We start from the raw sequence: 12,472 nt of genomic DNA, 5'->3' as shown, positions 1-12,472 counted from the left end.
ATTTAATGGAGGTTTTCATACAAGGTAAATAATAATGTCTAATAAAACATATGAAGCTAAACATGCAGAAGATATTACAAGATTGATTTCACAATATGCGGGAAAAGGTAAATCAAATAAAGTGATTTGGCTTGCGCTAGTAGGTGTGTTTATCGATGCTTATGACTTAACGACTTTATCTTTTGGCATAGAGCAAGTCATTTCTGAGTTTTCACTCACCCCTCTAATGACAGGAGTTGTGGCATCTTCGATTGTCTGTGGCACCATTGTGGGGAATTTGGTCGGTGGCTTTTTGACAGATAAAATTGGACGTTATCGTGTGTTTATGGCGGATATGGTTTTGTTTGTTGTTGCGGCCATAGTTGCCGGTTTGGCACCAAATGTATGGGTACTTATTGCTGCTCGCTTTGTGATGGGCATGAGTGTGGGTGTTGATTTGCCTGTTGCGATGTCATATTTATCTGAATTTTCTAAGTTTAGTGGTAAAAGTAATAAGGCTGCTCGTTTAGCTGCGTGGTGTCCAATGTGGTATGCGGCTTCTTCTGCATGTTTTGCCTTAGTTTTGGCACTTTACTTTTTATTGCCAGAGCATTATAGCCATTGGTTATGGAGAGTTTCTTTAATTTTTGGTGCTGTTCCTGCATTATTCATTATTTTTATTCGTGGTAAATATTTGACTGAATCGCCAATCTGGTTGGCAAACCAAGGGCGTTTAAAAGAAGCGACCGAGATTTTAAAGACATCGTATGATATTCATGCTGTTGTATCTTCAGATTTAACAAAGACTCAAAAATCTATTGAAAAAAAGGTTAAACTTAGTTTTAAGGTTTTGTTTAATAAGAAATATTTTTCTAGAACGATGGTTGCAGTCACAATTCATATTTCAGTTGCTTTTCAATATACAACGATTGCTTTTTTTCTACCGTCTATTTTAACTCGATTTTTTCACACAACAACATTGACCACACTTACAACCACTCTTGGGCTGAATTTATTGTTTGCGTTTACAGGTGGGCTACTTGGCGTTTATTTGGCCAGTAGATTGGCATCTAGGCATATTTTACTTTTGGGGTTTGTATTGCAATTCATTGCACTTATTGCGCTTGCTTGGATTGGTCATCCTTCAGATCCATTCTTGCTGTATTTGGCAATTGGTTTACTTGGATTATGGCTTTTTGCCGAAGGTTTTGGTCCTGGTGCACAAATGATGGTGTACCCAACCATGGCGTATCCTGCAGAAATTCGTGGTGTAGGTGTGGGCTTTAATCGGGCAGTAACAGGCATTGCACAAGCCATTGCATTATTTGTATTACCTGTATGGATGACCAAATACCAAACCGATGTATTTAATATTATTGCAATTTTTGCATTTATTCCTTTAGTAGTGATTGGATTTATTTTTAAATTTGAACCCACAAAAAATGATGTGGATTTAATCTCTGATGATGTTGTTCAAGAATCAGGAGTAAAACAATTGAATTAATATTATTTTGATGATTTAAATAATTATATATTAATAATTCATTAGTTTAAAAGTGTATAAATAATACCGTATTTCATATTTTACAAAAAATGAAATACGGTTATTAATAGATGAAATATTTTATTTAATGTGGTTTTTAATATGTCAAACAATAATGGTCATGTACTTCAGGTTGTTGCTGTATCTGGTGGATTAAATACACCTTCAAAAACAGAAAGCTTGATTCAAAATATTTTAGATGAATTATCAAGTGCAATTGCGATTCAAGTTCATTTTGTCAAATTGAGTGAAATAGGCCCATTACTTGGTGGTGCAATTTATCGTCATCAATTGCCAGAAAAAGTACAAGATGACTTGGCGAAAATAGAATCTGCAGATGCGTTAATTGTAGGAACGCCTGTCTATCGTGCTTCATTTACAGGATTGTTTAAGCATTTATTCGATTTTGTTGAGCAAACAGCTTTAGTCGATGTACCTGTACTGTTGGCGGCTTCAGGTGGTAGTGAACGTCATGCGTTGGTACTTGAACATCAGTTACGTCCGTTATTTAGTTTCTTTCAAGCTCAAACACTTCCGATTGGCGTTTATGCAACAGATAAAGATTTTACACCAGAATATACCTTGCATAGCGAACAGTTAAAACAGCGAATTACTTTGGCGGTTGCACGTGCTTTACCTATTTTAGAGTGGGCGCCTGCTAAAGGAATTCGTGCAACCGCATTAGAACAAAAATCTAAACAAGCCAACCAACACTTAGGAATTAATAAACAAATCGAGCAAGATGGTGTGTTGCCTTCCATTACTATTCCCGATCTAAATACAGCAGAGGCTCGCATTCATAAAAAACCATTTATTGTTTAATTTATGATTATAAAAGGAAAATAATATGACGACTGTATCTTCTGAAGAATTAAAGTTTGCCTACTGGGTGCCTAATGTAAGTGGTGGCTTAGTTGTGAGTCATATTGAACAACGTACAGATTGGAGTTATGACTACAACGTACGTTTAGCTCAAACGGCTGAAAAAAATGGTTTTGATTATGCGCTCACGCAAATTCGATTTACTGCAGGTTATGGTGCAGAAAATCAACATGAGTCTGTTAGTTTTAGTCATGCTTTATTGGCTAAAACCACACGCTTAAAAGTGATTGCTGCCATTTTACCGGGGCCTTGGAAACCTGTTTTAGCAGCCAAACAGCTAGCAACGATTAGCCATTTAACACAAGGCCGTATTGCCATTAATGTTGTTAGTGGTTGGTTTAAAGGTGAGTTTGATGCAATTGGTGAAAAATGGCCAGAGCATGATCAACGTTATGCACGTTCAGAAGAGTTTATTCGTAGTCTCAAAGGAATTTGGGCAACAGATCAATTCTCTTTTCAAGGTCAATACTATCAATTTAAAGACTACACCTTAAAGCCAAAACCAGAAACACCATCTACAATAGAGGTTTTTCAAGGTGGAAGTTCCAAGGCTGCTCGAGAAATGGCTGCTCGAGTATCAGATTGGTATTTTACCAACGGTAATACGGTTGAAGAGATCAAAAAACAAGTTGATGATATTCGGGAAAATGCTCGAATGAATGGGCACAATGTAAAAATTGGTGTGAATGCATTTATTATTGCTCGTGATACAGAAGAAGAGGCAAAAACAGTTCTTCAAGACATTATTTCACAGGCCAATAAAGAAGCTGTTCATGCATTTGCTGATGCAAGCAAAGAAGCGGGTGCATCAACCAAAGAAAAAGAGGGGAATTGGGCCAATTCAACCTTTGAAGATTTTGTACAGTATAATGATGGGTTTAAAACCAATCTGATTGGTACACCGCAACAAATTGCACAGCGAATTATTGCGTTAAAAAAAGTAGGTGTAGATTTAATTTTGTCTGGGTTTTTACATTTTATAGAAGAAGTTGAATATTTTGGTCAGCATGTTCTACCGCTTGTAAGGGCACTAGAAAAAGAAAAATAAAGCATGATTGTTAAAACATAAAAAACATTCAATAGGTCACGTATCACAGTGGCCTATTTTTATAATGATTTTGAAATTTAAATGATTTAATATATTGTTTTTTATAAAAAATAATTAATAAATGGCATTGACTATAAATGGGATAGATGAAAAATATAACCCATACTTTACATATTATTTTTGATAAAAATGGATTCTTATGGCGAATAGATGATCTATTTGCTATAGTTTTTGATAATAAGAATTATTTAAGATTACCTGTATATGATAAAAATCAAGCAAACATTGAACCTGATGATGGCGATAATGAGTTTCTTTTTAACCCCTCTTGTGGCACATGCCGCGGAGCGAGAAGTGATTCATTTGAAATTGACAGATCAAGGATTTCTACCTAATAAAATAGTGGTTCATCAAGGTCAGAAGATTTTAATTCAAATGACCAACGACACACAAAAAGTTGCAGAACTTGAAAGTTATGATATGAAATTTGAGAAAATTGCCACACCACATGCCACCATCACTGTGTTTGCAGGGCCTTTAAATGTTGGAACATATACATTTTTTGATGATTATAGCTCAACGGGCGTAAAAGGAAGTCTTCAAGCGACGCCATAAGGTAATAACCATGTTTGCAACTCTTCTCATTGTATTTAGAGAAGCTTTTGAGGCGGGCTTAGTCATTTCAGTTATTTTGTCTGCATGTAAAGGCATTAACATTCGATGGCAAGTGATTACAGGTATTACACTCGGTTTGATCTTTGCCTGTCTCTTAGCTGTATTCACAAATAGTATTGAAAATTTACTCTCAGGCCGTGGACTAGAAGTATTTAATGCATGTTTATTGTCACTCACCGCAGTGATGTTGGTGTGGCAAATTACATGGATGTCGACACACGGCAAAGCTTTAGCGCAAAAAAGTTCAAATCAAGCCATTGATGTTATTAAAAATAAAACCAATCGATTTTCTATTGCAGTGATTGTTATGGTCGCGGTGATGAGAGAAGGCTCTGAGGTGGTGATGTTTTTATACAGCATTATGGTGTCTACAGGTACAGGCATACACAGCATTATTGTGGGCGGCATACTTGGGATCTTATTGGGTGTGATGGTCTCTTGGATTACCTATAAAGGTTTAGTGCTCATCTCAATTCGTAAAATATTCTTGTACAGCAACATTTTATTGTCACTCATTGCCGCTGGCCTTGTTTCACAAGCCATAGGACTGTTGGCTTCCATCGATCTGTTGCCTGCGCTTGGCTATAACATTTGGGATACTTCACGTTTTCTTTCAGACAATGGCTGGTTAGGTAATGTCATGCGTGCAATTTTTGGCTATACCTCTACACCTATGGGGATTCAATTATTGTCATGGGTTGTCACTATATTGGTCATTATTACACTTACTCAAATATTTAAAAGGGTTGCACATGCAAATTAAACCGTTATTGATGAGCGTATCGCTCAGTACATTACTATTTTCAGGTGCTGTTTTTGCCAAAGAGTACCCTGTTGGCGGACCAGTGAAAAAAGAAGGCATGGAAATAGCTTCTTCTTATCTTTTAGGTATAGAAACCAATCCTATGCCTGTATCTATGGATATGGGGCAAGATGTCATTCACTTAGAAACAGATGTTCATGCAACTGCAGACAATAAATGGGGATTTCCAGCAGATGCATGGATTCCATATTTAACCATTAACTATGTGGTTCAAAAGATTGGGGACAGTAACTTTTTAGAGTTTGGTCAACTGATTCCAATGTCTGCGGCAGACGGTGCACATTATGCGCATAGTGTACATATGGCAGGTGCGGGCACCTATAAAGTCACCTTTAAATACACTGCACCAGATGAAATGGGGTATGAACGCCATGTCGATACAGCCACTGCTTTGCCACAGTGGTTTAAACCATTTAATGAAACGTTTACTTTTAAATATCCACAATCTTAGAAAAACAGCCAATAGATAGATGGCTGTAAAAAGTGTGCTGAGGTAGGGCATCGGTGTTTTTGATGACACAGATGCTTTAGACTCGAAGTTATTCGATTTGCATGATACGCTGTTTGGTGTTGAGCCACTCATCGCCAAGGTCAAGCTCATCTTTAATGCTAAGAGCAGGAATATTTCCTTTCATACGTGTTAAGCGTGTTTGATCAGGTAGAGGTAGGTCTTGAATGGCTTGCAGGGCTAATAAAGCATCACTGCGATTATTACACACCAGTCCCATATCACAGCCTGCTTCAAGTGCAGCTAAAATACGTGCATCTGCACCACCCACAACACAAGCAGCTTGCATGGTTAAATCATCAGAAAATAATACCCCTTCAAAACCCAATTGTTTACGTAAAATTTCTTGAATCCAATATCGAGAAAAACCCGCAGGGTTTCGGTCAACTTGAGGGTAAATGACGTGTGCAGGCATGAGGGCATTGAGTGTTGGCATGAGCCCAACAAAGGTTTGCATGTCTGTTGTTGCAATTTCTTCATAACTACGATGATCAAGTGCAGTGGCAATATGTGAGTCTGCTTTTACTGAGCCGTGACCGGGAAAGTGTTTTCCTGTAGTAGCCATACCTGCGCGTTGCATTCCTTGCATAAATGCGCCTGCAAGCAGTACAACATCTTCAAGATTATTTGAAAAACTACGATCACCAATCACATCGCTAATGTTATTTAAATCTAGTACAGGGGCAAAACTTAAATCAATGCCTACAGCCAACACTTCGCTAGCCATGAGCCAACCGCATTGTTCTGCAAGTATAAGTGCCTGCTCAGGTGCAGTTTGATAAAGGTTGCCGAATTTACCCATGGCAGGCAAAGCAGTAAAACCGTGTTTTAAACGTTGTACTCGGCCACCTTCTTGATCAACTGCAATTAAAATCTCTGGACGAATTTGCCGAATGTGGTCAGTTAATGCTCTGACTTGGCTTGGAGATTCGATATTACGAGAAAATAAGATGATGCCGCCCACCTGAGGGTTTGCTAAAATCTGTATATCTTCTGTAGACAAAGCAAGGCCTGCAATGTCTAACATGAGCGCACCAATCATAGTATGTGTTCCATTTACGCAGTATATTTTTTAGATAAGTATATTTTGCAATGATTTGCTACATTGTGTTGCTACAGAATATGATAAAACTAAAACATATAGAAGATATAGTTTGTATTGATCGATGCAATACACAACAGCTTCATCGACTAGATTTAGTATGGTCAAGCAAAACCCAAGGAAATATAATTCGTTTATGAAACTACAAATGATTGCGTGTGCTGTTGCTTTGGTAACAGGTAGCCTGTTTTTTAATCATACAATGTCGGATGCGATTGCGGCCACTAATACAGGCACAGATCGCCGTAGCATTGAACCCACACAAGAGCAAAAATTAGTGACTCGTCAATTAGCCACTTTAATTGATCGTCAACATTACTTGAACATGCGTCTAGATGCAGGTACATCACAACGTATTCTAGATATGTATTTAGACAGTTTAGACCCTGACCATACATTGTTCCTAGCCTCAGAAGTAGAAAGCTATAAAAAAAATTATGGTGATATGTTAGGCGCAGGATTAAAAACAGGTGATTTGTCTGCAGCTTATCAAATACATGCGCAGTACAGAGAGCGTTTAAACACATATTATAACTACATGCTTGCTGAGCTGAAAAAAACGCAAGATCTTGAACAAAAAGGTGTGTATTTAGACACAGATCGTGAAAAAGCAGCCTATTTTGCAACGACTGCGGAGCAAAAAGAATATTGGCATAAAGTGTTAGTATCACAACTGATTAATTTAACCATTACTAAACAAGAAGATCTTGCCAAACAAGCTGTGGTAAAAGCCGATCCAAGTTTGGCCAATGGTCAAGATTTAACAGAATCTGAAAATTTAACACCTGCACAAACCTTAACCAAGCGTTATAAACGTAAACTTGAACGTATTGGTCGTTTGAAAAGTGATGATGTTTTAGAAAAAATACTCAATGCCATGACATTGACTTACGATCCTCACAGTAACTACTTTCCACCTATAGATGCGATGGAGTTGAATCGTCAAACGACATTGGAGCTAGAAGGCATTGGGGTTTCTATTCGCCCTGAACGTCGTAATGAAGATTACACTCGTATAGAAACCATTGTTGAAGGTGGCCCTGCAAGTAAGTCTGGGCAAGTGCATTCAGGTGATCGTATTATTGGTGTGGCCCAAGACGGCAAAAAAATGGAAGATGTCGTGGGGTGGAGCAGTCAAGAAATTGTTGGCTTGATTCGTGGTAAACGAGGAACAAAAGTTACTGTACGTCTGTTAGGTGCAGGTATGTCTATGAACCAAGCACGTAACGTTACGTTGGTGCGTGGTGTAATTAAAGAAGAAGATGAAGGGGTGCGTACACGTACAATAGATATTGTGCGCGACGGTAAAACACATACTTTTGGTGTGCTTGAAATTCCATCTTTTTACTTAAATTATCGTGCACGTCGTGATGGGGCTGATTACCGCTCAGTGGCACAAGATACTGCAAAAGCGTTACAAACACTGCAAGCACAGCGTGTAGATGGCATTATTGTTGATTTACGTAATAATCCCGGTGGTTCGTTAGAAGAAGTTGCACGAATGATTGGTCAAGTGATTAAATCTGGGCCTGTGGTACAAATTCGTGACGGTAATGGTACTGTTAATATTTTCCAAGATAACGACAGTGGTGATCAGCTCTACGCTGGGCCTTTGGCGGTCTTGATTAATCTTGCATCTGCATCTGCAAGTGAAATTTACTCAGCAGCCATTCAAGATTATGGTAGAGGAATTATTATTGGGAGTACCACGTTAGGAAAGGGAACTGCACAAGTACAGCTCGATAGCTTGGCATATGGTCAAGCCACACTAACGCAACGTAAATTTTATCGTATTACGGGGGGGAGTACTCAAAATAAAGGGGTTGTCCCAGACATTAAATTGGTTGATATTTACAACGATGAATTTGGTGAACGCAAAGCTAAAAATGCATTGAAATGGGATACTATTCCGACAGCACCCTTTAAACGAGAGGGTGATTTGGCAGGATACATGCCACAGTTGGAAAACCTTTCTGCACAACGTGTAGCAAAAGATCCACAGTTTAATTATTTAGAAGCACGGACTAAACTTCTAAAGAAAGAAGATGATCAAAAGAAAGTGGTATTGAGTCTAACAGAACGCCGTGCTGAAATTGATACGATGGAACAACGTACGCTTGAGGCTGAAAATAAACGCCGTGAGCTTACGAATTTAAAGCCATATACCAATTGGGAAAGCTACCAAGCTGCACTTGATGCACAAGCGGAATCTCGAGCAAAAATGAAAGCCAGTAAGCGTCCTTTATTGCCAGAAGACAAAGCATTTGTAGATGAAGCTGCAAATGTATTATTAGACTATGCAGGTGCATCTGCCAAGAAATAGTCTGACGCATGTTGTAGGCAATGATATAAAAAACGATCTGCTCAATAGCAGGTCGTTTTTTATGTCGAACTGCTTACATAATTTTACGTATTGTTGAGTAATGTAAAAGAAAAATCAAAAAAATTTGTTATAGTAAAAATGGTTAAGACAACAACATCATTTTAATAACGGAGTAAATTTACATGGGTATTTTTGATTTTGTAAAAGGAATTGGTGATAAGCTACAAGGTAAAAAAGAGCAGTCTCAACCAACCACATCTGAGCCAACAGCGTCTACACCTACACCTGCACCAACAGAACCTACTGCTCAGGAAATTGCAAATCAATTACTATCGCATATTCAAGGTTTAGGTTTGGCAATCACCAGTTTATCTGTAAATTATAACAGTGATACAGATACTGCTGTGATTCATGGTCAGGCACAAAGCCAAGCAGATAAAGAAAAAGTCATTTTAGCGGCAGGAAATGTTGCACATGTTGCACAGGTCGATGATCAAATGACAGTTGTAGAAACGGCAGAACAAGAAAGTCCAAGCCAGTTTTATACAGTACAGTCTGGCGATACACTGTCAAAAATTTCTAAACAATTTTATGATGATGCAAACAAATACAATACGATTTTTGAAGCGAATAAACCGCTACTAAAAGATGTAAATTCAATTTACCCAGGCCAAGTTCTACGTATTCCTGAGTAATTTGACACTGTAAATTGTGCATAAAAAAAAGCCTGATTGAAGATCAGGCTTTTTTTTGCTTTTAAATGGATATACATGCGATATCTCCTGATGGGTTATTGATTCCAGTCCATACGTTTAAGTGATAATTTTGATTGCTTGCGATTCTTACGGTGGACTGTTTGAATGTCTTCGCTGTGGTGTAACCCACCTTTATGTAATAAAGGCGAACGCGCAACAGGGTTTCGTACTTTAGTGTGTGCTTTTAGCTTCATGCTAAATATCCTTTACTGAAAGAAAAAAGCCTAGCTTGAGCTAGACTTTTAGTCATATACAATACATTGATTTATTGTAAAGTATATATTTTATTGCTTATACATTGTACAGTAAAACAAATGTGGATCAAGCATTAGTCCATGGTGTCTTTTGTCATGGGTTTGACATCCATGTCTGTATAAGAGACCATTTTAGTCTTGTATTTGAATTTATAACCTAACCAAATGGCTAAAAATACAGGGATAGTAATGTATGTGGCAACAATCCCTTTCCAGTCAATTTGATGGCCAATAAAAGCTTGATAGTTTTGGCCAAGCGTAATCATTAAACACAAAGCAAAAGCAAATAAAGGGCCTAATGGAAATAATTTAGCGCGGTAAGATAAGTCTTGTAGTTTGTATCCTTGTGTGATGTAACCTTTACGAAAACGGTAGTGACACACAGCAATGCCTAACCAAACAATAAATCCACACATACCAGACATATTGAGTAACCAGAAATAGACTTCTTTTTCACTAAAAAAATAAGTGAGCAAGCATAAAGCAGCAACAACAGTTGTTGCATATAAGGCATTCATAGGAACACCACGTGCATCAAGTCGAGCAAAGGCTTTAGGTGCACTTCCTGATTTTGCCATATTCCATAACATACGTGTAGATGAATATAATCCTGAATTTCCAGCTGAAAGAACAGCTGTTAAAATCACGGCATTCATTAATCCTGCAGCAAATGCAAGCCCTGCTTTTTCATATAAGAGTGTAAATGGCGATAACGCAACGTTATTGTCATTTGCAGCTTGAAGCAGTAACGGGTCATCATAGTGAATTAAAGTCGCAATAATAAAAATACAAAAAATATAAAATAATAAAATACGCCAAAAAATTTGCTTAATGGCTAAAGGAATGGTTTTTTCAGGGGATTTCGATTCGCCTGCGGCAACTCCGACCATTTCAGTGCCTTGAAAGGAAAAACCTGCAATCATTGCAACACCAATCATGGCTTGTAAGCCACCAACAAATGGCGCATCTTTATACTGCCAATTTGCAAATACTGCACTAGGTTCACTAAACATGATTTTACCAATCATAAATAAACCTAAAATAATGAAAGCAATAATGGCAATGACTTTAATCAAAGAAAATACAAATTCACTTTCCCCAAATCCTTTCACAGTCATCGCATTAATGGAAAAAATAATACCAATAAATGCTAAACTCCACCAAAAACCTGCAATCTCTGGAAACCAAAACTTCATAATAAACTGTACAGCAACCAACTCAAATGCAACCGTAATGGCCCAGTTATACCAATAGTTCCAACCGAGTGCAAAACCAAAGCCTTTATCTACGTATTTGTTACCATAGGTGAAAAATGCACCCGATGTCGGGTTATGTGTTGCAAGCTCACCAAGGCTTGTCATGAGAAAGTAGATCATGACGCCAATCAGTGTGTAGGCAAGTAATGCACCCCCTGGTCCTGCATTGGCAATGGTCGAACCAGATGCAAGAAAGAGCCCCGTACCAATAGATCCACCGATCGCAATCATATTGAGATGTCTAGCACCCAATTGGCGTTTTAAATGGGTGGGTTGATTTTCGCTCATTTAAATTCCTTATGTCTTGCTTTTAAGCATGGGCATATAGCACTTTAAAACCATTTTCATCGGTTTTTACCGTACATTTCCCAAAAGATTGTTCAATAATTGGAGGGTAGTTTAAGAAGCGGTTAGCCACTAACCACAATTCACCTGTCGTTTTAAGATGTAGTTTGGCGTCACGACACAAAGTTTCACTAACAGCATAATGAGTATTCACCCCTTGATGAAATGGTGGATTACTCACAATGGCATCTAAGCGATCAGGCGCATCAGCAATTCCTTGAACAGCACAACACTCAAGTTGTGAGGTGAGTTGATTGGCTTCAAAGGTCATTTTGGTGGATTCAAGTGCAAATGCATCTACATCTAAGGCATAAATTTTATTTTTGGCATTTTGTTTTGCTAAGTAACACGCAATTACACCTGCACCACAGCCAAAATCTGCAATACGTCCTGTACGAATATGGTTGAGTTGAGGAAGTAATACGGCTGTTCCGATGTCTAAGCGGTTTTGACTAAAAACACCCGGTAAAGCACAAATGTGTAAAGTGGTCTTTGCGGTGGGGATTTGATAAGTCTTTACCCAATCTTGAAGGGGTTTTTTTTCTACAATGGTGTCGAGTTGTGTAAGCCATAGTTGGCAGTGTCGAGCACTATCTAATTTTAATGTTTGACCATAGTATTTTAGTTGTTTTGCAGCGCGTTCAATACCAATTTTTTTTTCACCCACTAAAAAAATTTGACTACCTTGTGGGAGGTGGCTTGCAACTTGATGGAATACGTAACTTAACAACTCTTTAGATTTTGGGACAAAAATCACCACTTGATCGTAATGTTGTGTGGGAATAGTGGTACCAAAATGCGTATTGTATTCAGGATGATATTGTTGATGGTCTGTAAAATTCCATGTCCAAATACTGGCGTCAATGTGGTCATCTAAATGTGAGAGTAAGGGGTCACTAGGTGCATTAATAAAAAGAATTTTTCCTTTTAAGTACGCTTTTTGGCGTAAGATGACCTCACTGCGTGGATCCATAATTTA

At 38.0% G+C, this 12,472-nt stretch carries 12 protein-coding genes; 8 read left to right on the top strand and 4 right to left on the bottom strand.

What is annotated here, in order from left to right:
* Positions 1 to 34 precede the first annotated feature (34 nt).
* The 6 genes from I2F17_RS01200 (at position 35) to I2F17_RS01175 (ending at position 5,401) form a co-directional block, all read left to right on the top strand.
* Positions 35 to 1,483, top strand: a complete 1,449-nt coding sequence (locus tag I2F17_RS01200; protein WP_211138883.1) for an MFS transporter — start codon at positions 35 to 37, stop codon at positions 1,481 to 1,483.
* A gap of 141 nt (positions 1,484 to 1,624) precedes the next feature.
* Complete coding sequence (msuE, locus tag I2F17_RS01195) at positions 1,625 to 2,344, top strand: FMN reductase (protein WP_211138882.1); 720 nt, start codon at positions 1,625 to 1,627, stop codon at positions 2,342 to 2,344.
* Positions 2,345 to 2,369: 25 nt separating this feature from the next.
* The gene (gene sfnG / locus I2F17_RS01190; RefSeq protein WP_196423099.1) at positions 2,370 to 3,452 is read left to right on the top strand and encodes a dimethylsulfone monooxygenase SfnG; all 1,083 of its coding nucleotides are present in this window, start codon (positions 2,370 to 2,372) and stop codon (positions 3,450 to 3,452) included.
* 306 nt (positions 3,453 to 3,758) lie between these two features.
* Positions 3,759 to 4,067 (top strand): cupredoxin domain-containing protein, encoded by a 309-nt coding sequence (locus tag I2F17_RS01185; protein WP_235985893.1) that lies wholly within the window; start codon positions 3,759 to 3,761, stop codon positions 4,065 to 4,067.
* Between the two features lie 10 nt (positions 4,068 to 4,077).
* Entirely contained in the window at positions 4,078 to 4,890 is an 813-nt protein-coding gene (locus tag I2F17_RS01180; RefSeq protein WP_211138881.1) for an FTR1 family iron permease, read from the top strand.
* Positions 4,880 to 5,401, top strand: a complete 522-nt coding sequence (locus tag I2F17_RS01175) for an iron transporter (RefSeq protein WP_196423102.1) — start codon at positions 4,880 to 4,882, stop codon at positions 5,399 to 5,401. The genes I2F17_RS01180 and I2F17_RS01175 overlap by 11 nt, the downstream gene beginning before the upstream one ends.
* 88 nt (positions 5,402 to 5,489) lie before the next feature.
* Here I2F17_RS01175 and nagZ read toward each other — a convergent pair whose 3' ends face one another.
* A complete protein-coding gene (gene nagZ / locus I2F17_RS01170) occupies positions 5,490 to 6,500 on the bottom strand; it encodes a beta-N-acetylhexosaminidase (RefSeq protein WP_211138880.1) in 1,011 nt (336 codons plus the stop codon).
* A 196-nt stretch (positions 6,501 to 6,696) separates the two neighbouring features.
* On the opposite strand from nagZ, the gene I2F17_RS01165 reads away from it, so the two are divergent.
* Together I2F17_RS01165 and lysM are read left to right on the top strand one after the other, a co-directional pair.
* Complete coding sequence (locus I2F17_RS01165; RefSeq protein WP_196423104.1) at positions 6,697 to 8,883, top strand: carboxy terminal-processing peptidase; 2,187 nt, start codon at positions 6,697 to 6,699, stop codon at positions 8,881 to 8,883.
* A 182-nt stretch (positions 8,884 to 9,065) separates the two neighbouring features.
* Positions 9,066 to 9,578 carry a peptidoglycan-binding protein LysM gene (gene lysM / locus I2F17_RS01160; protein ID WP_196423105.1) on the top strand — a complete coding sequence of 171 codons (513 nt, stop codon included), beginning with the start codon at positions 9,066 to 9,068 and terminating at the stop codon, positions 9,576 to 9,578.
* 95 nt (positions 9,579 to 9,673) lie between these two features.
* Here lysM and I2F17_RS01155 read toward each other — a convergent pair whose 3' ends face one another.
* From I2F17_RS01155 to I2F17_RS01145, 3 genes are all read right to left on the bottom strand, one after another.
* Complete coding sequence (locus I2F17_RS01155; RefSeq protein ID WP_196423106.1) at positions 9,674 to 9,832, bottom strand: hypothetical protein; 159 nt, start codon at positions 9,830 to 9,832, stop codon at positions 9,674 to 9,676.
* 134 nt (positions 9,833 to 9,966) lie between these two features.
* The gene (locus I2F17_RS01150; protein ID WP_211138879.1) at positions 9,967 to 11,436 is read right to left on the bottom strand and encodes an amino acid permease; all 1,470 of its coding nucleotides are present in this window, start codon (positions 11,434 to 11,436) and stop codon (positions 9,967 to 9,969) included.
* Positions 11,437 to 11,458: 22 nt separating this feature from the next.
* Positions 11,459 to 12,466: a class I SAM-dependent methyltransferase gene (locus I2F17_RS01145; protein ID WP_196423108.1), complete on the bottom strand. Its 1,008-nt coding sequence runs from the start codon at positions 12,464 to 12,466 to the stop codon at positions 11,459 to 11,461.
* Positions 12,467 to 12,472 lie beyond the last annotated feature (6 nt).

Origin of the sequence: Acinetobacter baretiae, assembly GCF_015627105.1 — a bacterium.
GTDB classification, from domain to species: Bacteria; Pseudomonadota; Gammaproteobacteria; order Pseudomonadales; family Moraxellaceae; genus Acinetobacter; species Acinetobacter baretiae.
Note: the sequence above shows the minus strand (reverse complement) of the source record. Positions and strands in the feature narration are given on the sequence as shown.

Bases quoted from the DNA above. Each gene is read 5' to 3' on its own strand.
- sfnG (WP_196423099.1), top strand. From the start codon at position 2,370: ATGACGACTGTATCTTCTGAAGAATTAAAGTTTGCCTACTGGGTGCCT.
- msuE (WP_211138882.1), top strand. From the start codon at position 1,625: ATGTCAAACAATAATGGTCATGTACTTCAGGTTGTTGCTGTATCTGGT.
- I2F17_RS01175 (WP_196423102.1), top strand. From the start codon at position 4,880: ATGCAAATTAAACCGTTATTGATGAGCGTATCGCTCAGTACATTACTA.
- I2F17_RS01145 (WP_196423108.1), bottom strand. From the start codon at position 12,466: ATGGATCCACGCAGTGAGGTCATCTTACGCCAAAAAGCGTACTTAAAA.
- I2F17_RS01155 (WP_196423106.1), bottom strand. From the start codon at position 9,832: ATGAAGCTAAAAGCACACACTAAAGTACGAAACCCTGTTGCGCGTTCG.
- I2F17_RS01180 (WP_211138881.1), top strand. From the start codon at position 4,078: ATGTTTGCAACTCTTCTCATTGTATTTAGAGAAGCTTTTGAGGCGGGC.
- lysM (WP_196423105.1), top strand. From the start codon at position 9,066: ATGGGTATTTTTGATTTTGTAAAAGGAATTGGTGATAAGCTACAAGGT.
- I2F17_RS01200 (WP_211138883.1), top strand. From the start codon at position 35: ATGTCTAATAAAACATATGAAGCTAAACATGCAGAAGATATTACAAGA.
- nagZ (WP_211138880.1), bottom strand. From the start codon at position 6,500: ATGATTGGTGCGCTCATGTTAGACATTGCAGGCCTTGCTTTGTCTACA.
- I2F17_RS01185 (WP_235985893.1), top strand. From the start codon at position 3,759: ATGAGTTTCTTTTTAACCCCTCTTGTGGCACATGCCGCGGAGCGAGAA.
- I2F17_RS01165 (WP_196423104.1), top strand. From the start codon at position 6,697: ATGAAACTACAAATGATTGCGTGTGCTGTTGCTTTGGTAACAGGTAGC.
- I2F17_RS01150 (WP_211138879.1), bottom strand. From the start codon at position 11,436: ATGAGCGAAAATCAACCCACCCATTTAAAACGCCAATTGGGTGCTAGA.